The organism is Nitrospinota bacterium, assembly GCA_016235255.1.
Classification (GTDB): domain Bacteria; phylum Nitrospinota_A; class UBA7883; order UBA7883; family JACRLM01; genus JACRLM01.
This window is the reverse complement of sequence record JACRLM010000028.1, coordinates 1-22215: the sequence shown is the minus strand read 5'-3', so window position 1 is coordinate 22215 and position 22215 is coordinate 1. Positions and strand designations below refer to the sequence as shown.

Here is a 22215-nt window from a genome sequence, read left to right as displayed (position 1 = left end):
CCCAGGTTGAGGAAAGTGAGCGGTTATAAACACCTGCCAGAACTGCGTGAGATCATGAAACGGGCTCTGGCGGGGAAGATAATGGTGAAAGCGGCGTGACGGTCATGCCGGGAGTTTCAACTAAAAAAGGGATTGACTCAATTTAGCAGGCAAAGGAGTATTACAAGATGTTATCATCACGACTTCTTATTACAGCAGTGACGGCGCTGGCGCTGTTTGTGGCGTCGTGCGGTAGCGGATCGGGCTCTTCAACTACGACCTCCTCCTTTGACTCCTCCGGCGGAAACTCGCGTGCCATGGATTCGGCGGGCCCCACCGGCGGAAGCGCGATTTACATGGATTCGGCAACGCTTTCATCGGACTCCGGAACATTTGACATACCATCGGGAGCCATCATGGTTCATCTGGTGGGTAACGGCGGACCGGGGGCCAGAATGGTGGAGCTTACCGCGCTCACCGGCCCGGATGGAGTGAACTGGCCAGCCAGCAACGCCACTATTTTTTCTAACGAGCCCCGCTCCACTCTCTCGAGCGCGATTCCTTATAGCGACACACCGGCCACCGTGGCCGGAACATGGAACTACACAATGGGTTGCTCCGGTTGCTCCATCCAGAACCGGTGGGTTTTCTGGAAGTCCACCCCCGGCTCGACGCTGAAGGTGAACGTCATACTGGTATCCCAGACCGATATCGCCGATCCGCAGACCGACGCCACGTTGCAAAACATGCTGGCAAACTTCGCCCGTATATACGCAAACGCCGGGATTACGGTCTCCTACAAGTACACCGTCATTGATTCGGCCGATACCATCGTCGCCGACACAGACAGCGACGGCAACGGACAATATGACGCCATGGACAGGCTTTTCGCCCAGACCGGCGGCTATGGCCCCAACGCCGAAGACTACGCCCACCTGGTTTTCGTTAACGCCATCGGCTCTGGAGGCGGGACTTTGGGAATCTCCGGCGGCATCCCCGGGCCACCTGTGGCCGGCACGCCCCACTCCGGCGTGATCCTATCCACCTTCGGCGGTCTTACGAAAATGAGCGCTGATATGTTGCGGATCGCCGCCGAAACAGCCGCCCACGAACTGGGCCACTTTCTGGGGTTATTCCACCCGTCAGAGAGTGATGGGAAGACCTATGACCCCATATCCGACACCCCGGAATGTCACGCCGGAGAGAAGCCAAGCCCGGCCAATTGCCCCGACGGCACGAACCTGATGTTCTGGATCAGCGGGGACGGCGTGACCCAGGAGACGCTGACCGCCGGTCAGAAGGGGGTTCTCCAGCGCGCCATTCTTGTCCGTTAACATATAATACATAAGGAGAGATTCGATGAAGTCCATATCGAGACTTTTGATTATAGCCGCCGCCCTGCTGACCGCCATTCCGGCCTTGGCCGCCGATGGCGCCAAGGACAAACTGCTGGCCCTGTTTTCCGACCGCCATTATGTGGCCGATGAACAGGCCATAAAGAACACCGGGCCGGACGCCGCCGAGGCGTTGAAACAGATCGCCGCCGACCCGGAGGTGATCATCTTCAAACGTGTCCGGGCCATTGACGCGCTGGGCTATTTCACCGATGGTAAAACCACAGAGTACCTGAAGTCCGCCGCCGTTTCGACTGCGGAGGATCAGCCCTCACTGCGTTGGGGCGCCATTCAGGCGTTAGGCAGAAGCCAGGGAGACGGCGCCACCGATTTTATCGCCAAAACCCTCAAAGGCTCCGACCAACTCACCAAACAGGTCTCGATAAACACCCTTCGCAAGATCGGCTCTGAAAAGGCGGCCAGGGCGCTCAGGGAAGCCGGGGTTGAAAAGTAGTCATCTGACGGTTATAGGCGTCGGGCCATTTGGCCCGGCGCTTTTTTATTTTACAAGCGTGATGTTGCCGGACTATCAACCTCTCTCCGAGCGCAGCAGCATGGCGAATCCGGCGGCGGCGAAGACGATGTGGGAACCGTATGCCGCCAATTCCGGCGGTATCCTGCCGGCCTGGCCGAACGCCACCGCCATCGAGAATGAAAACCAGAAAAGCGCGCCTGTGACCACCGCCACGCCTATCCCCACCAGCGCCCCCCCTGCCCTGCTTGACCGCACACCAAGCGGTATGGCGATCAACGGCATCACGATGCTTATCAGCGGAAACGCCACTTTCGCGTGCATGTCCACAACGTGCCGGGTATAGTCGTACCCTTTGCTTTTTATTTCACGGATGTATTCCCGGATCTGGATTAAATTCATCTCCTCCGGGTCGAGCTGGACCTTGTCCAGGTCCCCCAGGGTTATCATGTTCGCCGGCGAGGTGTATGTCTCCCAATGTTTCTCCTCAAACCCTCCTCCGGGCAAAAAGCGCCGCTCCGAATAACCGTTGAGAGTCCACGATCCGTTCGTCACCTTCCCCTCCCTGGCCGTTGCCCGCAGGACCACGCGCGAGCCGGTGGGATCGAAGCTGAAAATGGAAAGGTCGCGCAGTTCCCTTTTGCCCATGTCCAGATGGCCGATGTTCCAGATGGAGCCGTCGTCCGCCTTGTACCAGACCATCTCGTTGGAGAAAAGCCCCTTGCGCGGCTGTTTCTTTATCTCCTCATAGTAGATGCGGTTGGATTCCTTGGCGGAGATGTGGAAAAGGTATTCGCTGTCCAAAAATGACAGCAGGCAGATAAGCCCGCAGACCGCCAGGATCGGCGCGGCGATGCGCGGCATGCTCATCCCGCAGGCCTTCATGGCCACAAGCTCGCTGTAGCGCGACATGCTCCCCATGGTCAAAAGCGCCGCCAGCAGCACGCAGATGGGGGTGACGTGGAACACCGCCATGGGCGCCCGGAACAGCATGTAGCGGAACACCATGTCCGAGGTGGCGTGGAATTTCACGAAATAGCCCACCATGTCCAGGAACACCACCATCTCGTAAAATGCCATTAGCGTCACCAGGGCGAGCAGGAATATCCTGCCGAACTCGGTGATGATGTACCTGTCAACGGTCTTCATGCGGACATTTTAGCAGGTTATTGGAATGAGACGCTGGCAACTTGCGGGCAATCAATCGCAACCTGACGGCGGTTTAAAAAAAGACCGGGGATCCTTTCGGACCCCCGGTCTTTGGATAACTTGAAGCTTGCCGTTATGCCACGGTGGCGGTCGCCGACACAGCAGTGCCTGTGCAGGATCCCGCAGTGCCGGAGTATGTGAATGTGAACACGTTACCCACCGCGGCGTCGGCCGCCAGGATAGTGTAATTGCCCTGGAACACACCCTCCCCGCCCCACTGGGTCAGGGTCAACGTGCCATTAGCAAAGCCGCTTACCACCAAGTCCACACTGGACGCCCCATTGTTGGCGGGATCCACCACAATCACCGAAACGTAGTTGTTAACACCTGCCGCCGGAGCCGTCGGCGACACGGTGATAGTCGCCGCTGTGCACTGCGTCGCCGAAAGTACAAGGGACGCCGCCGTTGGAATGTTGCCTTCAGAGTCTATCGCTGTTATTGACACTGTCTGGCCTGTTGTGATGGTATTGACATCGGTGATGTAGATGTCTATCCAGTCATCGTATGTGTTGTAGTAGCCGACCGAAAGGGGAAGGCTGACGAACCATTCCATCGGCAGCACGCAACCCCGGGCCGCATACGCCACCGGAATGCTCACTTCGTGTATGGTCTGTGTGCTCGGCAGAATCGTGCATGTGGCGAATTCGAAGGAGAGAGGCAATGTCACCTCCACGTCCATGGACTTGGCGCGCAGGTCGAACCTCCCCTTGTTCGTCCCGGCCATCAATTGGGCGCGCACTTTGCCGCTTTTGTCCGCCTGGAAGTACGTGTAGCCGTCCGAGTTGGACAAGGTTCCACCGCCGAACGTACCCCATCCGGTGGGGACGTAAAAGCCGACAAGCGACGAAAGGCCCTTGACCGTCGCGATGAACTCGATGGTGTCCTTTCCGTTGGCCCGTATCATGTACCGGCCTTCGGAATCCTTTGCCACGTTGCCGCTGACGGTCAACGTCATGCTCCCGGCGGTCCCCGCGTTGGGCACGCTTTCGGACTTGAGGGCGCCGCCGCAAGAGCCCAAAAGCCCCGCCACGCAAAGCGCCAGCGCCGCCGTCAGAAGTATTCCGGTCTTGCCCCAAGGCCTCTTCCTGCTCATCTTTCTTATCACCCCTTTAATAGTAAAGGTTTCACTGTGGGCGTTCTTAAGTTACGCTCCGGTCTATGTTTATCCCAGCATCCGCGCCGCCGCGAAGACCTCTTCGCGCATTACATCGGCCCGGACGCCGCTGTTTCCTATCCCTTCAAGAAGAACAAACCGGACCGCGCCTTCTTTCGCTTTCTTGTCCCGCTCCATGGCGTTCCAGAGCGAATCTTCATCCAGCCCTTTTGGCAATCTGGCCGGAAGCCCCGCGCGGCGTATCAGGCTTGTTATCCTCTCAAACTCCTTTTCCTTTAAAGTCCCTTTAAGCGCGGAAAGCGCGGCCGCGGCCGCCATTCCCATCGCCACGGCGTGGCCGTGGACGTACTTATTATACCCGGTCAACGCCTCAACGGCGTGCCCTATCGTGTGGCCAAAGTTCAATATCGCCCTCCGGCCAGCCTCCCGCTCGTCCCCGGCCACCACTTCGGCCTTTATCGCGCAGGACTTGCGGACGGCGTATTTCACAGTCGCCGAGTCCAGCCCAACCAGTTTCTCAATGTTCTTCTCCAGGTACCTGAAGAATCCCGCGGAGGCTATGCATCCGTACTTTATTATCTCCGCGGCGCCTCCCAAAATCTCCTTTTTGGGCAGCGTCGCCAGCGTTCCCGTGTCCGCGATCACCAGGCTGGGCTGGTGGAACGCTCCGATCATGTTCTTCCCCAGCGGGTGGTTGACTCCTGTCTTCCCTCCCACCGAACTGTCCACTTGCGAAAGCAACGTCGTCGGGACCTGCACGATCTTTACGCCCCGCATATACGTCGCCGCCGCGAATCCGGCTATATCGCCGACAACTCCGCCGCCCAAAGCTATCAACAGGCCGTCCCGGCCAAACTTGCCTTCAATCAGCCTGTCATGAATTTCCATGACCGACTCTATCGTCTTGTACCGCTCCCCCTCGGCAAGGAGCGTCTTTTCCCATCGTACACCGGCTTTTTCAAGCCCTTCGGCAAGCTTTCCGCCGTACAGACCGAACACCCGGCGGTTGGACACTATCATCGCCCGCCGCCCGAGCCGCGCGATAAGGCCGCCGGCCTTCGCGCCGATCAGCCCATCGCCTATCTGTATCTCATAGGAGCGCTCGCCTAATTCGACACGCCCCGTAAAACTCCTCACAGTCACCAGCGCCTTGCCGGCATCGTCATTTGGTCGAGACGACCTGCACCGGTATGGTCAACGAAAGGTTCTCCACCGACGCCGTAAGGTACATGACAGTCCCGGCGGAGCCTTTGACCGAAATGCCCATCCCGGTGATCCCGTCAATGCCTGTTATCCCGGTGGTCAGGGTGTTTCCGGACGTCTCAAAATCGCCGCTGAAAGTCACATTTACGTTCCCCGCCGCGTTTCCGTTGGAGTCCCACACCCTGACTTCGTAGTACGCGGTGCCGCTGGTTGTGACAACCAATGACGCCGCGGTCAGGTCAAAGTAATACTTGCTGGGGGATGTCGGCCCCTTCGGCCCCACCGTGCTGCTGGCTGAATTGGAGTCAGCCGCCGTGCCGCACCTGGCCAGCATCAGCGGCGCGAGCATTAAAAGCCCAAGTATCAGAAGTTTTTTCCAGTTGACGGTCATTACCATTTTTCCGGCCCCCTTATTTCAGTCCACAATCTTAGGAGTTATGAATATCAGGAGCTCCTGATTGTTGTTGGTGGTTGACTTGTTCTTGAATAGCCATCCAAGCCCCGGAATGTTCCCGAGCCCGGGCAACTGCTGACTTGACGAGTTGGAACTGTCCTCGAACAACCCGCCGAGCACGGCGGTCTCACCGTCGGCCACCAGCACTTCTGTCTTGGCCATGCGCGTCTCGATCGGCGGCGGGCTGCCGCTCAACGGCCTGTCCTTGTTCACCTGAAGCGTCAGCCTCATGTGCTTGTCCGGCGTGATATGGGGCGTCACCTTCAATGAAAGCACAGCCTTCTTGAACTCGGTCTTCGTCCCTTCGGCGGAGGTGGTCTGGTACGGCACTTCCTGGCCGGACTCGATTATCGCTTCCTTGTTGTTCATGGTGGTGATCTTCGGGTTCGATATTATCACCGCCTCGCTGTTCTCTTCAAGCATAAGCAGCTTCGCGTCCAGAAGGGCCGTGCCGTTCACGCTTCCGAGTGACAGCCCGAACCCGCCTATCGCACCGCCGGCGCCGGCGCTGATCGGCAGATAGACCGCGGAGCCGCCGCCGTTGGCGGTGACGTTCGGGGTGGAAATCCCCGTGCCGCCGGTGATCCCTATGGTGTTGGGGAATCCGTAGGCCGTGGTGGTGTTCGAATGCCCGCCCCACTGGATGCCCAGCCCCTTGACCTTGTCATGGGTGGCCGATACTATCTTGGCCTCGATGAGCACCTGCGACTCTTTCTTGTCCAGCTTGTCTATAAGCTTGGCCATCTCCTCGAGCTTTTCCTTCGTGTCCTGGATAATCAGGGTGTTGGTCCGCTCGTTGATCTCCACTTTGCCGCGCTCGCTCTTCATAGAGTCCAGGTTCTTCTTCATCTTCTCGGAGGACTCGTAGTTCACCTCGAACACCCTGGTGAACAGCGGGGCCTTCTTGGACTCGGCCTCCTGGGCCTTCAGAAGCGACTCGCTCTCTTTCTGTATCTCGTCGAGCGTGGCGATGCGGACAATGTTGCCTTCCTGTTTCTTGCCCAGCCCGTTATTCCTCATTATCACGTCCAACGCCTGGTCCCAGGGCACGTTCTTTAGCTTTATGGTCACCTGCCCCTTCACCTTGTCGGAGGTGATGATGTTCAGCCCGGCCACGTCGGCGAGTATCCTTATTATGTTGTGGATGTCCGCCTTCTGGAAGTCCAGCGATATCTTGGCCCCGGTGAATACAACTTCTCCGGCGCCGATCATCTCATCCTCCTCCGGCTGCTTGCCCGCGGCCATCGTGGCCATCGCCATCACCGCCTCGTCGCCCACTTCGAATATTATCTTGTTGGCCTTGCTTGAAATGTTGTAGCGGGTCATCTCGTCAAGGTTGACGACGATCTTTGAAACGGGCGCCTTGCCGCCGCGGAACTGGAACACCGCCACGTTCTTTATCCTGGACTGCTCCAGGTTGACGTTGATGAGCTTTTCGTCCTTTTTGTCCATTATGGTGTTGGGCAGGTCGAGCGTAAGCCTGTTCATGTTCGCCCTGCTGAGCAATTCATAGGAAGGCTCCGGCTTGGCCATCGTTATCTCGATGCGGCCCAGCTTCTTGTCCAGCCTGGAAAATTGCACGTCCACAATCTGGTTTATCCCCTCGCGCAGGGGCTCCGACGCGGGCGCAACGGCTTCCGCCACAGTCTGCGCGGGAGCAACGGGCGCTTCCACCTTCGCTTCCGCGTTTTCTTTCACTTCCCTGGGCGCCTCTGTCCGGGCCACCGCTGGTTCCAAAGGCTCCTTGGCGGCGGGCTTTGCTTCAACCGGGGCCGCAGGCGTGTCCCCGGCCTTTACTGACGCCGTGGCGGCGGTGTCGGCCTTGGCCAGTGTGATTTTAAGCTTGCCGGCGGACGAATCGTCCACCTCATAGTTCACGTCTCCGGCCAGGTCTATCTCTATTCGCGAATCGTTCGTCTTCGCGAAATAGAAGGGCCGGATGCTCTTCACAGGATCATGGTTGACGTCGATAGGCGCCTGGTACATGGACATGTCCACCCTGGTCATGTCCACTATGAGCCTGTTTGGCTCGCTAAGCTTGAAGGCGGTGTACTGGATCGGACCGTCCGCCTCCAGGGTGACTTCAACCTTGCCGCCAGACCCAAACGCGGACAAATCCCTGACGGACGCCGACACCGTCTCGGCCGGTTTCGTCTCATCGGCCTTCGTAACCTCTTTTCCGCCGGCGCACGAGACGGCGGCCAGCGACAGAGCGAGGTAGATTATCACCGACCCCTTGGGAAACCTAATCACGGATCAACCCTCCTCTCGTCTGAGTTGCAATATAGTGTCAATGGTCGAATAAACGCCCGGCGCGGCTCCCGGCTTCCTTATCTTTTCTTTTAGCTGGACGAAGTCGGACTGCATTTCCATAACCTTGCCGCACCGTCTGCCCAGGTACATTCCACTGTAAACGGTGTATCCCTTGCCGTCCGGCGTCTCGATGAGCGCGGCCGGCCCCTTGTCGCTTGTGACTATGCCTGTCAGCCGCAGCGACTCCAGGTCGTATCCCTCCAGAAGCTCCCTTGGCCTGTCCGGCTCGCAAAGGTCCACGGAGACCCCTTCGACCTCGGCGCCGCCCACCGACACAAGCGACCTGAACGGATCGCGCCTGCCGATTGAAGCATACCTGTCCCCGGGCTTCATGGCCGCGGACTTGCCCTGTTCCCCTTCAAGCGTGCCGAGCACGCGTGTGTCCTTTTTCACTTCCACCATGGCCCTTTTCACCGGTATCTCCAGCGAGCGGAACCACGTGTCGTTGTCGGCAAGCTTGTAAAGCTTCCACATGCCCGGCTTTTCCTTGTCGCGTATCCATGTCTCGCCGTTGATTTTGGAGTTGAGCGAGTCGCCGTCGTCCCCTCGCACTTCCGTCCTGTTGTAGGAGATGGAGGAGAAGTCCCCCTGCATCGTCACGGAGGTGATCACCGCGTTGTAAAGCTTGCGCCTGATGCCAAGCATCTTCATGAAGTCTTCCTTGCCAATCTTGGTGTCGGAAAAACCCTGCGAAATGAACACCTGCGTCATCACAGGGTTGGACGACGCCAGCCCGAGCGTGAATGAGTTGAAAGAAGCGCGCACGTTGGCCGTGTCGTCCTCCGAAGCGCCCTTGAAAAACTGGAAATAGACCAGCAGCGCCAGCGCGGCCGCGGCCGCCACCCCGATTATTGCCTTACCATTCATAACCGCGAACCTGAGTTGAACATTGTCCGGGCCATCATTTTGTGTCCGTGCGATTTCATCATTTCGCCCCCGGAGCTGGAGCTATAGGCGTCGGTGGAGCCGCCGCAGGGGCCGTCGCAGGAGCCGACGCGGCGGCCGCAGGAGCGGGCGAGGCGGCCGCAGGAGCGGGAGCCGGAGCGGCGACAGGAGCGCCTGGCATGCCAGGTGGAGCCGCAGCAGCGGGAGGAGCCCCGGCACTCTTGCCTTTGCCGTCGCCGGGGGCGGCCGATTCCACAAACCGGTACGTTGTGGCCATGCAGTTTAACTGCACCTGGGAGCCGGCCGCCGGCTGTTTGCCGGACTGCACCTGCCCACTCTTCGCGGCGGCCAGTATCTTTATGTCGCCGATGGTCACTATCCTGGGGAGGTTGGCTATCTCGTCAAAAAACATGAGCATGTTGTGGAACTTGCCGACCACCTCAATGTTCACCGGCACCTCCGCGTAAAACTCCCTCATCACCTCGGGAGCCGGCTTGAACGTTATGAACTGCAGGCCGCTCTGCATGCCTATGTTTGATATCTGCTCCAAAAGCTCCGGTATCTCCTTTTCGCTGGGAAGCTGCTTTGACGCCTCCTGCCTGGACACCTCCAGCTTGGCGATCTTTTCCTTGAGCTTCTCCAGCTTGCTGGCGTGCGCCTTGTTGTCCTCCACTTCCTTTTGTATCTTGGAAAGGGACTCTTCCAGCCTGCCGATTTCCTCGTCCTGGCCGCTTATGACGATGAAGTAAAACAATCCAACGACCACCGCCGCCACCCCGAATATGGCCGCAAAACGCTGCCAGTTGGGCACCGGGTACAGTTTGTCGTACGGTATCTTCTCAAAAAGCTTGTCGAGATCCACTATCGCCTCTCCAGCTTCGTTTTTGCCTTGGTCACAAGCCTCACTCCTTGCCTTCTTTCTTCGCGGCTGGGGCCCCGGCCTTCTTTGCCTTGCTGGCCGCTTCCGCCTCCGCCCTTTTCTTGTCTTCCTCGGCGATCCTCACCCCCATGGAGGTGAGCCCGGACACCGTGAACTTCATCAGCGTCTCGTTGCCGATGGTCGCCTGCGTGATCTCCTTCAAGTCCACGTTGAAGAACTGGCCGGTCTCGCTCAGGCTCTTCATAAGCCTTGCCACAGCCGTATTCGAAAACGAATAACCCTGGATGGTGACCGCGCCGCGCGTATCGGCTATGTTCGTCAGCCATATCTCCGTAGGCAGGGCCACGTTCAGGTTGTCCAGATACACCACCGGGCCGCGCTTGAAGTCCATGAGCATCTCGATTGCGCGCATGATGGCCGAAAGCCTCTTCTCCTGCTCCTCCATCCGCGAAACTTCCTCGCGGATCTTCTTTTGCGTGTCCAGCTCTTTTTTGGCCTGCTCGATTTTTCCGTTGGTGTCGCTTATCTGGCCGGCCTTGGCGCTCCACCAGAATCCGCAAAGCAAAATCGCCCCCAGGATGATAAGCGCCCCCATCACCACCTGCTGCTGGATAAGCAGCCTTTCCTTGGCGTGGCGGTCGGCTAGAAGGTTGATCCTTATCATGTTCTGGTAACGCCTCGATTATGGCAAAGTTTTGTCGTCCAACCGGCGCATGGCGAGCCCCACGGCCACTACCGCCATGGGAGCTATTTTCTCTATATACTCCGGGTCGAACACTTTTGGGTTGAACTTGATGTTCCGGAAGGGATTGACCACGTCGCACGCCAGCCCGATCTCCTGGCCGACAATCGTCTCCACCCCTTCGATCATCGCCGATCCGCCGGAAAGATGCACACGGCGCACCCTCCCTTCGGAAGTGCGCTGGTACATCTCGAAAGTCTTGCGAAGCTCCTCGCAAAGCTCGGCCAGGCCGGCTTTCACATGGGGAATCACGTTTTCGCGCCTCATCCCTTCGTCGAGCACACCAAGCTTGTATTTATCAGCGTCCTTGAACCCGACGCTCATCTTTTTCTGGACGAACTCCGTGATTTTGTTCCCGCCGGCCAGGATGTCCCGGGTGTAGGCGGTGATGCCGTTCTCTATTATGTTCACGTTGGTGACGGCCGCGCCGATGTTCACCAGGGCGGCGGTGTCGTCCACGTCAAGCCCATACGACATCTCAAAGGCGTTCTCTATGGCAAAAACGTCCAGGTCCACCACCGAAGGCTTCAACCCGGCGTTCTGGAGTATCTCGCTTTGCTGCGCGATGATCTCCTTTTTGACGGCCACAAGCAGAACGTCCATCTGCCTGTCCTCGTTCTCGGCCGGCTTCTCCCCTTTTTTCGGTATCGGCCCTTCGCATTTGACAATCTGGAAGTCCACGTTGACTTCGTCTATGTCAAACGGTATGTACTGCTCCGCCTCCTGCTGGATGGACTCGGCAAGGTCGTCCTCGCTCATCAGCGGCACGGTTATCTTCTTTATTATCACCGACTGGCCGGAGACCGAGAAAACACAGCCTTTTATTGAAGATGGGACCTTTTCGGCCTTGATCAGGTTCTTTATAACGTCGGTTATGGCGCCCGGATTCTCCACCTCGCCGTCCACTATCGCGTCCAAAGGCAGAGGGGCCATCCCGAAATTCAAAAGCTCATGGCCGCGCTTGGAAGATTTGAGCAAAGCCAGCTTTACGGAGCTCGAACCTATGTCAATCCCCAAAAACGGCTTGTGCAAAAGCGAGGAAAGCACTTTAAATCATCTCCAAAAGAAAGTCAGTCCTCATAAAACACGCCGGACCGGCCGTCCAAATCCAGCCCGAGGGCCAGAAGAATCTTCCGCTTGGTGTCCAGCCTGCAAAAGTAGCCCTTTTCCACCCGGTCGATCGTTTGCACCGACAGACCTGTCTTCCTGGCCAGTTCCGCCTTGCTCATCATCTTCGATTCGCGGATATGCCTAACGTTGTTCTTCTTCAGGTCTTTCCGGTTTACCGATGACATTAAGCCCACCTTTTGCCAGTCTTTCTTCTAACAAATCTGAATAAGATTCAAGTGTTGTCAAAGTTAGCATGAATGGGAGCTAATTGTCAATAATTATTTAAAATTTTATTAAATTAGCCATATATTACAGGTTATTAGTATTTCATGTTAAATTGTTTTAAATAAATATAATTAATGTATAGCAATGAATGGTTATTATCTTATTATTATCATATAATTCAATCTATTTGTTGCTATTTTATATGCTCCCCCTCTGGAAAGATGCTCTCTATTTGGGCGGTCCTGGAGGCCAAATCGACTGTCGCCAGGGTCGATCTCTTCTTCACCCATCCACAACCCTCCCCTGGATTTACTATCATTATCCCGTTGCGCTCTTCGCATAACGCCTCGTGCGTGTGGCCGAAAACTATCAGATCAGCCCTTTCATCCCTCACTATTTCCGCTATCGGGGCGGGCTCGTGAAGCATCGCTATGCGCGTTCCATCCAGTTCGAACAGCCATGGACGCGGCTTTAAGCTCCATCCGGCTTCGTCGAACAGCTTAAACAGACCTTCCTTCTCGCCGTCGTTATTGCCAAATACGGCATAGAACGGGGCCTTCAGCTTTTTAAACGGCGCAAGCGCGAAGGGGGCCACAAAATCGCCGCAATGCAGCACGGCGTCCACACCCTTTGCGTTAAATATCTCCACCGACTTTTCAATGGCGTTCACCCGGTCATGAGTGTCGGAAATAACTCCAATAATCATTTTCATGCCACCAAGCTTGTCCACCAATCAATGCGCGGCCAACCGCAAAGCCGCTCTTTGAATATAGCCACACCGGCCCGCCAAATCAATCCTTCCAGCGAATCACTCGCCGCCAAATATTGGAGATGCGCCTCCGATTAGAAAAACTCTTTTCTTTTCATTCATTTTTTTGTAAGATTTATTCGGATTGTTAATTTAAGCGGTAAGCCGTTTTTTGCGTATCGTTTATTTACAATTGCCGTAACGCCTTTATCGCCTTTGATTTAATTATTGGAATAATGACGTGCAACCTACAAAGGAATCTGAAAAAGTCGGCAAGCTGATCAATCTGATTGTGGACAGGTACGCCTCCATAGAATCAACGCTCCCTTTGTTGACCCGGGAGCTTTCCCACTCGGAACGTAAAGTCTTAAAGCTTGTGGCCGGAAAAGGCAAAATAACCATCGGCTCCATCGGCTCGTCCCTTGGAATCCCCGCCTCCACCACCACATGGCTTATCGCCGGGCTTGTGAAAAAGGACATTTTGAAGCGCCATCAGGACCAGGGGGACAAGCGCAAAAGCTGGATAGAGCTTGCGGACAAGGGAACCGCCCTGGCCCGCCTGATGGAGCGGATTCCGGACCGGATCGCCGCTGACCTTCTTTACAAGCTCGAACCGGCCCAGCGTGAAGATTTCATCACGCTTGTGGACAAGGCGGTCGGCAGGATCGAAGAGGCGGGGGGCTTTAAATAATTGTTTTGGAAATTCACCGGATCAGATATCATTGTTGCCTGATTAAAGCAAGCTTTTGGGGTGGAGCGCTTTCGGGCGCATTCTGGCCTGGTGGGGAATTAATAACATTCGCGCCGTATCAAAGAGGGAAACGTGTTTCCTTGCTATCATATGGCCATGCGTGACATTTTTGCTGGAGACGTTCAATGAAATCCGAGTATATCAATCCGTTCCTGCAGGCCACCATCAACGTCCTGTCCACCATGGCCATGATAACCCCGGAGCCTGGCAAACCGTTCTTGAAGACCGACAAACGCTCCATTGGCGACATTTCGGGGATCATCGGCCTCACCGGGGCGAAACGGGGAGCCATCGTAATCTCGCTGACAACGGAGGCGGCATGCAAGATCGTCGGTTCCATGCTCGGGGAGACTTATACGGAGGTCAACGGTGACATCCGGGACGCCGTGGGCGAACTGACCAACATGATAAGCGGTGACGCGCGGCGAAGGCTTGCCGAACTTGGCATCGTGTTCGAGGCGGGCATACCGACGATCATTTCCGGCAAGGGGCACGAGATCGAAAGCGTCACCAAAGGCCCTGTGGTGGCGATGCCTTTCACCGTGGACGGGCATATATTCGTGATAGAGGCCAGTTTCGAGAGCTGAGAGGACGCTTGCGCTCAGCCAGGCTAAACGCCAGGCTGACGCTGACTGCCTGTATCCATATCCATAAAATAGTCCGGGGCGATAAACACCCCGGATTATAATCCACATGGGGCCATCTAACGCAGGCCCCGCAAATCAACTCCCTGGCTTATTTCCCGGCTGGGGCCGCAGCAGGAGCCGGAGCCGCCGCTGGCTGGCCGGCCTGATCGACCTGACCCTGCATCTGCCGCTGGGCGGCCGCGGCGCTTTCCTTGGCGGCTTCCACCGCTTTGGCGGCTTCCGTAGTCACTTTCTGGGCCGCTTCCTGCGCCGCCTTGCTGGCTTCCTGGGCGGCTTTTGCGGCCTTTTCCACCTCCAGCTCCGCGTCTGATTTGCCTTGCGAGCAGCCCACCGCCGCAAAAGCGAAAGCGAACATTCCCAGGTACATTGCGATCCGTTTCATTTTTCCTCCATTGCTAAGTTAAACACCGGCTCCAAAACACCTATCACTTTAATCAGGCAGAGCCTCCGCCGCCCGCTCCAACTCCGCCAAACTCCGCGCTCTGGCTGTCAAAGACGATCATATCGGGATCATCCCGGGATATCCTCACCGGGATCACGGCGCCGGGCTGGAATTTTGCGCTGTTGATGAACGTCACCACCATTTTCGCCTCCGCCCTGTATGGCGCCCCGGTGGCGGGACGCACTTCCAGCTCCATCCCGAGCCTGGGCCGGTTGTTCACGAACATCCCTGTTTCCCACACTTTAAGTATCGTTGCCTGGCCGGGAATCCCGTTTTGGACTATTTCGCGGTTTTTGCGGATGAGCCTGTAAATGACAAAGAAGACTATGGCGGGGACAACGACGGTAAAGACAACAGTCAAGATGACGCCCAGGGCGGCGCCCCCCATCACGATAGCGAAAATCTGCTGAATATCCACCATGATGCGCCCCTTATTCAGAGATTACAGCAACATAATACACGATTAGAGCATTGATTTACACCGCTGATTCTCCCTTCGGCGAGGGGGCGCGGTGATGCGTTAAACACCCAGACACTCCGGACAGCGGCTCTGCCTATACATGCAATGCTTCCGGATGACAGCGGGCCACCATTAAAAGTTTCAACGCGGCGCCTGTCGGCTTGCAGCGCCCCTGCTCCCATTCCTGCAATGTCCGCTTGCTCACCCCCATCAACTCGGCGAATTGAGCTTGGCTTAAATCCATTTTCTCCCTGATCGCTTTTATCTGTTCCGTAATGTCTATCACCGCACGCCGGGCGGCTTTGCCGCTTTTCATCTCGCGTATCCCGTCCAATACCTCAAGGCCGATGTTCCGCTTTTTCATGATTCAATCTCCTGTCTCCACCTTTTTATTATGGTGGGATGAATGTTTTCCAATTCGCTTTTCGAGTAAATGGTGAGCAACCATATTTGCTCCGGCATTTTTCTATAAAAATATATCACCCGGTAACCACCACGTTTACCGCGGCCCCTCCCTTTCCATCGCAGTTTCCGGCATCCGCCGCTCCCAGGAATAACGACTCCTGAATCAGGTTGAATTGCCAAATAGAGTTTAAGCTCTTCCAAATCCTCCTCCTCCAGATAATCATCAGCATCTCTGGCGAATTTGGAGGTTTCAAGTATTTCCATATGACAATTGTACGTTGCCTACGTATAGCGGTCAACTTACTTATTTGCCGCAATTTCTTCCGCGTCCCAAATCTCTTTTGTGTATTCTCCCCGCTTAATCTAAAATTAGCTTTTCACATGGAGCATGACTTGGTCCGCATCGGCAACGGGTTTGACGCGCACAGGATAACCGGGGGGCGCAGCCTTGTCCTCGGCGGCGTCACCATCGATTTTGACGGCAAGGGGCTGCTGGGGCATTCGGACGCGGACGTGCTCGTCCACGCCATTTGCGACGCATTGCTCGGCGCGGCGGCCCTTGGGGACATCGGAAAGCATTTCCCGGACACGGACCCGCAATACAGAGGAATCTCCAGCGTGATACTCCTTCACAAGACCGCGCGCCTTCTGGCGGACGCGGATTACCGCGTCGTCAACGTGGACGCCACGATCATCGCCGAGGCGCCAAGGATAGCCCCGCATATCGGCATGATGCGAAAGAACCTTGCAGACGCCATGGGAACGGACATCGCAAACGTCTCCGTGAAGGCCACCACCACCGAAAAGCTCGGATTCACCGGGCGCGGCGAGGGAATGGCGGCGTGGGCCGTGGCCTTGATCGGGAAGAAGTGACCGTGGATAAAGTCCGCGTCCGCTTCGCCCCCAGCCCCACAGGCTCGCTTCACGCGGGGAACCTTCGCACCGCTCTTTTCAACTGGCTTCACGCCCGCAAGTCCGGCGGCGAATTCATATTGCGTATTGAAGATACAGACGCCGCCCGCGCCACCCCCGAGGCGGAGGCCGAAGCGCTCGATTCGCTCAAAAAGCTGGGACTTTCCTGGGACGAGGGTCCGGACATCGGCGGGCCGCACGCCCCATACCGCCAGAGCGAGCGGTTTTCCATCTATACCAACGCGGCGGACAGACTTTTTAAAAACGGCGCGGCGTACCCGTGCTATTGCACCCCCGAAGAGCTTGAGGCGGAGCGCAAATCGCTGATCGCAAGGAAGATCGCCCCGCGCTACCTTGGCAAGTGCCGCAGCCTTCCGCCGGAACTTCGCAAAAAGCTTGAGGACGAAGGCCGGAAACCCTCCATGCGGTTCAAGGTGGAGCGGGACCTTGTGGAATTTTTGGACGGGGTGCGTGGGCAGATGTCCATCAACACCGGCGACATCGGCGATTTTATCATCGTCCGGCAGGACGGATCTGCGGCTTATAACCTTGCCGCCGCCGTGGACGACGTGGAGATGCGGATAACGGACGTCATCCGGGGGGAGGACCATCTTTCCAACACGGCGCGCCAGATTCTGATAATGCGATCATTGGGGGCGGAGCATCCGCGCTATCACCATCTTTCGATAATTCTGGACGCTTCGGGGCACAAGCTTTCCAAACGCGAGGGTTCCATGAACGTGGCGGAGCTTATCGAAAACGGATACCTGCCGGAGGCCATACTCACATCCATCACCATGCTCGGTTTCGGCGGGATAAGCGGGGCGGAAGCGCTTTCGCTATCAGAGTTGACGGATAAGTTTGACATCGGCAAAGTGTCGCGCTCCCCGGCGCATTTCGATCCGGCCCGGCTGGACCATATAAACATTAAAGCTCTGCGCGGTTCGCCGCCGGGGGAGATTGCCCGGGCGCTCTCCCCTGTTCTTGCCAAGGCCGGAATCGGCCTTTCCCACTTTTCCCGCGAAACGCTGAACCGGGTGATGACCGCCGTTGCCGGCACCATCCACAGGCCGGCGGAAGCGGCGGATGTGGCCATGCAGTTTGTGAAAAGGGCTGCGCCGGACGCAGATGCGATAAAAGCGCTTTCAGACGAGGGGACGGACGCTGTGGTGGAGGCCCTTGAAGGCGAGATGCGAAAGCGCGGATCGCTGGCGGACCGCGATTACGACGCTGTGATAGAATCGGTCTCCAAAGCGGCGGGCGCCAAGGGAAAGAAACTTTTCGCCCCCATCCGCGCGGCGGTGACAGGAAGGCTGGCCGGGCCGAATTTGAAGGACCTGTTCGCCGTGCTAGGCCCGCGGGGAATTATCGACCGTATCGCCGAATCGAAAAAGAGGACATAAGATGCCGTTGAAAATATACAACACCCTGACCAGGGAAAAAGAGGACTTCGCCCCCATCGCCCCGCCGAAGGTGGGGATGTATGTGTGCGGCGTCACGGTGTACGACCTTTGCCACATAGGCCACGCCCGGGCCGGGACCGTGTTCGACGTGATATACCGCTATCTTAAGTTCCGGGGGTATGACGTTTTTTACGTCCGCAACGTCACCGACATAGACGACAAGATCATCAACCGCGCCAACGAGCTTAAGACCGCGTGGAACGAGATAGCCGAGAAGTACACCCATGAGTTCAACGTGGACATGGAGACGCTGGGGCTTTTAAAGCCGGACATCGAGCCGAAGGCCACGGACCATATCGCGGAGATGATAGACATCATCCAGTCGCTCATCGCGAAGAACCACGCTTATGAGAGCAACGGCTCCGTATATTTCGCCGTGAAAAGCTTTGCGCCATATGGAATACTCTCCGGGAAAAACCTTGACGACCTTATGTCCGGAGCCCGGGTGGAGGTGGACGAGACGAAGCGCGATCCGCTGGATTTCGCGCTGTGGAAGGCGGCAAAGCCCGGCGAGCCTTTCTGGGAATCCCCCTGGGGCAAGGGGCGCCCCGGCTGGCACATCGAATGTTCCGCCATGGGGCGCAAGTACCTTGGCGAAACGTTCGACATACACGGCGGCGGGAAGGACCTGGTGTTCCCCCACCATGAAAACGAGATCGCCCAAAGCCACGCCTCATCCGGGGCGGCGCCGGTGAAAACGTGGGTCCACAACGGATTCGTGACGGTGAACGAGGAAAAGATGTCCAAATCGCTGGGCAACTTTTTCACCATAAAGGACCTTCTAAAGCTGTATCACCCGGAGGCTTTGCGGCTGTTCCTGCTTTCCAGCCATTACAGGAGCCCCATTGATTTTGCCGACGGGTACCTTGCGGACGCATTCAAAAACCTTTCGCGGTTCTACGATCTTTTGGCCTTCGCGGAACAGATCGGCGGGGAAGAGTTGAAAAACGCCAAGACCGGAGACGCGCTGAAAGCTGAATTCGTCGAGATGATGGACGACGATTTCAACACCGCCACCGCCATCGCCACGCTCAACAACGAGCTTCGCAGGCTCAACTATCTGCGGGCGGACATGGGACAGCTGAAAAAAACATCGCCCGATTTCGCGAAGACGAAAAACGACATCCTGTGCGGCGCGGCGGGGATAAGGGAGTTGGGCGGGACACTGGGGCTCTTCCAGTGCGAGCCGACAAGTTTCATGGAATCGGCAAAGGCGGCCAGGCTTTCGGAAGCCGGGCTTACAGAGAATGAGGTTGAGTCCCTGATAGTTAAAAGGACCGAGGCGCGCGCCTCGAAAAACTTCGCCTACTCCGACATGATACGTGACGAGCTGGCCGCCAAGGGGATACTGTTGCAGGACACACCCCAGGGCACGGTGTGGACCGCGAAGTTCGACTGACCGATGGGACATAAGCATCACCGGGAACATGAGCGGGAGCGCAACCGGGAGACCATTTTCGGGGTCAATCCCGTCACCGAAGCTTTAAAGGCCGGGCGGCGCAAGTTCATCCGCATCATCGTAAAGGAAGGTCACCGCAAAGGTGGCCCGGTCCAGAATGTAATAGAGGCCGCGGAGCAGCGCCACATCAAGCTGGACTTCGTTTCGATGGACGAGGTGGCCCGCGTGGCCGGGGCCGAAGGACATCAGGGGATCGCGGCGGTGGTCACCCCTCCACCGTACGTCGGGCTGGACGAACTGATAAAACGATGCCTCGCATCGCCACTTCCCACTCTGGCCGTGTTGGACAGCGTGATGGACCCGCGAAATCTTGGGGCGATAATAAGGTCGGCGGAGGCGTTCGGGCTTTCCGGTGTGATATTCCCGTCGGACAGGGCGGCGGCCTACACCCCCATCGCCGCGAAAGCTTCGGCCGGCGCGGGGGAACGGATGAACCTTTGCATGGTCACCAACATCGCCGAGACAATAAGAAGACTGCGCGACGAAGGCTTCGCCTGCGTTGCGCTGGAAGAGGACGCGCCGGGAGATTTCACAAAGGCGCCGGATGGGCCGCTGGCCGTGGTCCTGGGAGGCGAAGGGACGGGTGTGCGGCCGCTGGTGCTCAAGCGTTGCGATTACGCGGCGAAAATACCGATGCGGGGGAAGATAGGCTCGCTGAACGTTTCGGCGGCGGCGGCGATAGGATTTTATGTGGCGGCGCAAAGGGGATAGGGGACGTATCACCTTTCGCCCTCCATTTGCTGTACAATATGTTCAAGGCAAATGGGAGACATGTCCATGTTCGATCGGATCACGTTCAATCCCGAGATAATGGGTGGCCGGGCATGTATCAGGGGAATGAGAATCCCGGTTTCAGTCATTGTCCGTCAAATTGCCCACGGAGCCTCATACGAGGAGATTCTTGATGGGTATCCCGACCTTGTGAAGGAAGACATTCAACAGGCGGTTGAATATGCCGCCTGGCTGACAGAAGAAGAAATCCACGCTTCCTGAGAGGCTCCATGCGATTTCTAGCGGACATGGGTGTGAGCCTTGTGGTCGTAAGATGGTTGCGTGAAAACGGGCAGGACGCCGTTCACCTGACCGAACAAAATCTCCAATGTCTCACCGACGAATTGATTTTCGCAAAAGCCCATTCAGAAAAGCGGATTGTTTTGACCTTCGACCTCGATTTCGGCGAAATAGCCGCCCTATCGGGAAATAACACGGTCAGCGTAATCGTATTCAGGTTAAGAAACGCAAGGGCGGGGCATGTTATAAGCAGGTTGTCCACGTTGCTCGAAAAATCGGGGGATACGCTCGGAAAAGGTTCCGTCGTAATTGTCGAGGAATCAAGATTCAGGGTGCGCCACCTGCCGATAGGAGGTTGATCCTACCCCTGCCTGTCTATCGAGAACACGCTCCACGGGTAATCCAGGAATAGTTGCGTCTGCACCCCCTCGTCGCCGAAGCCCACGTCAAACCGTATCGTCACGCCGGAGAAGAGCGCCCGGAATCCCGCGCCGTATGCCGGGCGCATGCGGTTGTGAAGCTCCCCGTCGCTGTCGGCCACGCCGCCAAGCTCGCCGAAAAAGGCCAGTTGCAGGTTCGTCCGCAGTCCACGCAGGAAAATCCAGTCCATCAATGTGCGCTCTTCTGTGATGTTATAGCGGAACTCCGTCCCATAAAACACGCTCTTGCCGGCGAAATACCTGCCGTTCGGATAAGCCCGCAGCCGTTGCGTTCCGCCAAGGAACGTGGACATGCCGTAGCTGTTGTACGCCACCCGGTCGTCCAGGTACTGGTTTTCCGTGGCCTCGCACTGCGTTTTCTGGCCGGGATCGGTGATTGACCCGCAGTTCAACCCTATGGCGCTTCTCAGCTCCTCCCTGTCGGTCGTCGCGGAGCCGACTTTCTCCGCGGTGGAATAGAACGCGTTGAACACCCATGTGCTCGCCTGCCCCACCGGCAGGTAGCCTGTGAGGTTAAGGTCATACACGTCGAACTGGCTTAGCATGTACTGCCGCTCGAAAGTGGACCGGCGCACTCCTTCAACGCGAAGGCCCCGGCGCGGGTCCTGCACATCGTCGGTCATGTCCATGCTAAAACCGATGTTCAGGGCGTTTTCCGTGTGGGTGCTTTTGTCTATATTGGAAAACTCGTTATGGTCCTTATCGAGCATCTTTGAAAGCTGGCCGGAGGAATTCATGAACCGGACATAAAATTCATATCTGCGCTGCGCGAAAGTGAGCGCCAGCTGCCCCACGTTCGAATACCCCTCCCAGAACGGGAGTATGTAATCGTCCTTGCTCGAGTCCATCCCCCGCCGGAAAATCATGGGGGACACTTTGTATGTGTAAGACCCCAGGTTGCCCACAAGGAACTCCGGCATAAGATGTATGTCCGTCACGGCCACGCCCGTGGCCGTGAACTCGCCGTCCACGTAAAATCCGGTGAAGTCCACGTTGGACTCCATGATGTTGGCCATTGTGGCCCCGGCGCCCGACGCCGTGCCCAGCCCCGGTATGCTGCCCGCTATCGGATATAGGAAATACGCGAAATTCTTGGGGAACTGCTCGCGGCGGCGTTCCACGGAAAGCCATCCGCAATCGTCATGCCCGTCGTTGCAATTCTCCGCCGAGGCGGTAAGTGGAAGTGAAACAGCAATCGTTGTTGCCAGCAGAAAAGCCCCGGCGATCCGCTTGAAAGGCAATCCGCGATTGTCCATTGCACGATTCTCCGGCATCAGAATAGTTTGCGCCGCAAAATGCGATACGCCTTATTCTGGAACGGAATTTTGCGATGGGCAATGAAAAAAGATGGGGGGAAAGGGGAGTCAATCCCTTTTTTAGTTGAAACTCCCGGCATGACCGTCACGCCGCTTTCACCATTATCTTCCCCGCCAGAGCCCGTTTCATGATCTCACGCAGTTCTGGCAGGTGTTTATAACCGCTCACTTTCCTCAACCT

General features: G+C 57.0%; 26 protein-coding genes. 10 read left to right on the top strand and 16 right to left on the bottom strand.

Translation table 11 applies throughout. From position 1 onward, the window contains the following. Positions 1-296 precede the first annotated feature (296 nt). On the top strand, positions 297-1313 hold the full coding sequence (locus HZB29_03205; protein MBI5814598.1) for a hypothetical protein: 1017 nt from the start codon (positions 297-299) through the stop codon (positions 1311-1313). Positions 1314-1338: 25 nt separating this feature from the next. Then, positions 1339-1827 (top strand): HEAT repeat domain-containing protein, encoded by a 489-nt coding sequence (locus HZB29_03200; GenBank protein ID MBI5814597.1) that lies wholly within the window; start codon positions 1339-1341, stop codon positions 1825-1827. Positions 1828-1902: 75 nt separating this feature from the next. On the opposite strand, the gene lptG is transcribed toward HZB29_03200, so the two are convergent. From lptG to HZB29_03145, 11 genes are all read right to left on the bottom strand, one after another. Continuing rightward, entirely contained in the window at positions 1903-2994 is a 1092-nt protein-coding gene (gene lptG, locus HZB29_03195; protein ID MBI5814596.1) for an LPS export ABC transporter permease LptG, read from the bottom strand. A gap of 133 nt (positions 2995-3127) precedes the next feature. Further along, positions 3128-4147, bottom strand: a complete 1020-nt coding sequence (locus HZB29_03190) for a hypothetical protein (protein ID MBI5814595.1) — start codon at positions 4145-4147, stop codon at positions 3128-3130. 69 nt (positions 4148-4216) lie between these two features. Further along, positions 4217-5305, bottom strand: a complete 1089-nt coding sequence (gene aroB / locus HZB29_03185) for a 3-dehydroquinate synthase (protein MBI5814594.1) — start codon at positions 5303-5305, stop codon at positions 4217-4219. A 25-nt stretch (positions 5306-5330) separates the two neighbouring features. Next, positions 5331-5762 carry a hypothetical protein gene (locus HZB29_03180; GenBank protein ID MBI5814593.1) on the bottom strand — a complete coding sequence of 144 codons (432 nt, stop codon included), beginning with the start codon at positions 5760-5762 and terminating at the stop codon, positions 5331-5333. A gap of 24 nt (positions 5763-5786) precedes the next feature. Beyond that, positions 5787-8078: a type IV pilus secretin PilQ gene (gene pilQ / locus HZB29_03175; GenBank protein MBI5814592.1), complete on the bottom strand. Its 2292-nt coding sequence runs from the start codon at positions 8076-8078 to the stop codon at positions 5787-5789. 3 nt (positions 8079-8081) lie between these two features. Continuing rightward, positions 8082-9005 (bottom strand): pilus assembly protein PilP, encoded by a 924-nt coding sequence (locus HZB29_03170; GenBank protein MBI5814591.1) that lies wholly within the window; start codon positions 9003-9005, stop codon positions 8082-8084. A 58-nt stretch (positions 9006-9063) separates the two neighbouring features. Continuing rightward, positions 9064-9885 carry a type 4a pilus biogenesis protein PilO gene (locus tag HZB29_03165; GenBank protein ID MBI5814590.1) on the bottom strand — a complete coding sequence of 274 codons (822 nt, stop codon included), beginning with the start codon at positions 9883-9885 and terminating at the stop codon, positions 9064-9066. Between the two features lie 40 nt (positions 9886-9925). Further along, the gene (locus tag HZB29_03160) at positions 9926-10567 is read right to left on the bottom strand and encodes a PilN domain-containing protein (protein ID MBI5814589.1); all 642 of its coding nucleotides are present in this window, start codon (positions 10565-10567) and stop codon (positions 9926-9928) included. Between the two features lie 18 nt (positions 10568-10585). Continuing rightward, a complete protein-coding gene (pilM, locus tag HZB29_03155) occupies positions 10586-11692 on the bottom strand; it encodes a type IV pilus assembly protein PilM (GenBank protein ID MBI5814588.1) in 1107 nt (368 codons plus the stop codon). Positions 11693-11715: 23 nt separating this feature from the next. Continuing rightward, the gene (locus tag HZB29_03150; GenBank protein MBI5814587.1) at positions 11716-11916 is read right to left on the bottom strand and encodes a helix-turn-helix transcriptional regulator; all 201 of its coding nucleotides are present in this window, start codon (positions 11914-11916) and stop codon (positions 11716-11718) included. Positions 11917-12173: 257 nt separating this feature from the next. Next, positions 12174-12692 (bottom strand): metallophosphoesterase, encoded by a 519-nt coding sequence (locus tag HZB29_03145; GenBank protein ID MBI5814586.1) that lies wholly within the window; start codon positions 12690-12692, stop codon positions 12174-12176. A gap of 277 nt (positions 12693-12969) precedes the next feature. Here HZB29_03145 and HZB29_03140 point away from each other — a divergent pair, with 277 nt between their 5' ends. Then, positions 12970-13419, top strand: a complete 450-nt coding sequence (locus HZB29_03140; protein ID MBI5814585.1) for a MarR family transcriptional regulator — start codon at positions 12970-12972, stop codon at positions 13417-13419. A 185-nt stretch (positions 13420-13604) separates the two neighbouring features. Further along, positions 13605-14066, top strand: a complete 462-nt coding sequence (locus HZB29_03135; protein ID MBI5814584.1) for a chemotaxis protein CheX — start codon at positions 13605-13607, stop codon at positions 14064-14066. A gap of 148 nt (positions 14067-14214) precedes the next feature. On the opposite strand, the gene HZB29_03130 is transcribed toward HZB29_03135, so the two are convergent. The 4 genes from HZB29_03130 to HZB29_03115 form a co-directional block, all read right to left on the bottom strand. Next, complete coding sequence (locus HZB29_03130) at positions 14215-14508, bottom strand: hypothetical protein (GenBank protein ID MBI5814583.1); 294 nt, start codon at positions 14506-14508, stop codon at positions 14215-14217. A 52-nt stretch (positions 14509-14560) separates the two neighbouring features. Next, complete coding sequence (locus tag HZB29_03125) at positions 14561-14989, bottom strand: hypothetical protein (GenBank protein ID MBI5814582.1); 429 nt, start codon at positions 14987-14989, stop codon at positions 14561-14563. A gap of 133 nt (positions 14990-15122) precedes the next feature. After that, positions 15123-15392, bottom strand: a complete 270-nt coding sequence (locus HZB29_03120; GenBank protein ID MBI5814581.1) for a helix-turn-helix domain-containing protein — start codon at positions 15390-15392, stop codon at positions 15123-15125. Continuing rightward, a complete protein-coding gene (locus HZB29_03115; GenBank protein ID MBI5814580.1) occupies positions 15389-15697 on the bottom strand; it encodes a type II toxin-antitoxin system RelE/ParE family toxin in 309 nt (102 codons plus the stop codon). The genes HZB29_03120 and HZB29_03115 overlap by 4 nt, the downstream gene beginning before the upstream one ends. Before the next feature lie 129 nt (positions 15698-15826). Between HZB29_03115 and HZB29_03110 the strand changes: the two genes are divergently transcribed. From HZB29_03110 to HZB29_03085, 6 genes are read left to right on the top strand one after another with little or no spacing between them, the layout of a single operon-like run. Continuing rightward, the gene (locus tag HZB29_03110; protein MBI5814579.1) at positions 15827-16306 is read left to right on the top strand and encodes a 2-C-methyl-D-erythritol 2,4-cyclodiphosphate synthase; all 480 of its coding nucleotides are present in this window, start codon (positions 15827-15829) and stop codon (positions 16304-16306) included. 2 nt (positions 16307-16308) lie between these two features. Continuing rightward, positions 16309-17748 (top strand): glutamate--tRNA ligase, encoded by a 1440-nt coding sequence (locus tag HZB29_03105; protein MBI5814578.1) that lies wholly within the window; start codon positions 16309-16311, stop codon positions 17746-17748. 1 nt (position 17749) lies between these two features. Further along, positions 17750-19207 carry a cysteine--tRNA ligase gene (locus HZB29_03100; GenBank protein MBI5814577.1) on the top strand — a complete coding sequence of 486 codons (1458 nt, stop codon included), beginning with the start codon at positions 17750-17752 and terminating at the stop codon, positions 19205-19207. Positions 19208-19210: 3 nt separating this feature from the next. Further along, positions 19211-19978 (top strand): 23S rRNA (guanosine(2251)-2'-O)-methyltransferase RlmB, encoded by a 768-nt coding sequence (gene rlmB, locus HZB29_03095; GenBank protein MBI5814576.1) that lies wholly within the window; start codon positions 19211-19213, stop codon positions 19976-19978. A gap of 60 nt (positions 19979-20038) precedes the next feature. Further along, the gene (locus HZB29_03090; protein ID MBI5814575.1) at positions 20039-20260 is read left to right on the top strand and encodes a DUF433 domain-containing protein; all 222 of its coding nucleotides are present in this window, start codon (positions 20039-20041) and stop codon (positions 20258-20260) included. A gap of 8 nt (positions 20261-20268) precedes the next feature. After that, positions 20269-20637, top strand: coding sequence for a DUF5615 family PIN-like protein (locus tag HZB29_03085; protein ID MBI5814574.1), 369 nt, complete (start codon positions 20269-20271; stop codon positions 20635-20637). A gap of 2 nt (positions 20638-20639) precedes the next feature. On the opposite strand, the gene HZB29_03080 is transcribed toward HZB29_03085, so the two are convergent. Beyond that, positions 20640-21974, bottom strand: a complete 1335-nt coding sequence (locus HZB29_03080; GenBank protein ID MBI5814573.1) for a hypothetical protein — start codon at positions 21972-21974, stop codon at positions 20640-20642. Between the last annotated feature and the right edge of the window lie 241 nt (positions 21975-22215).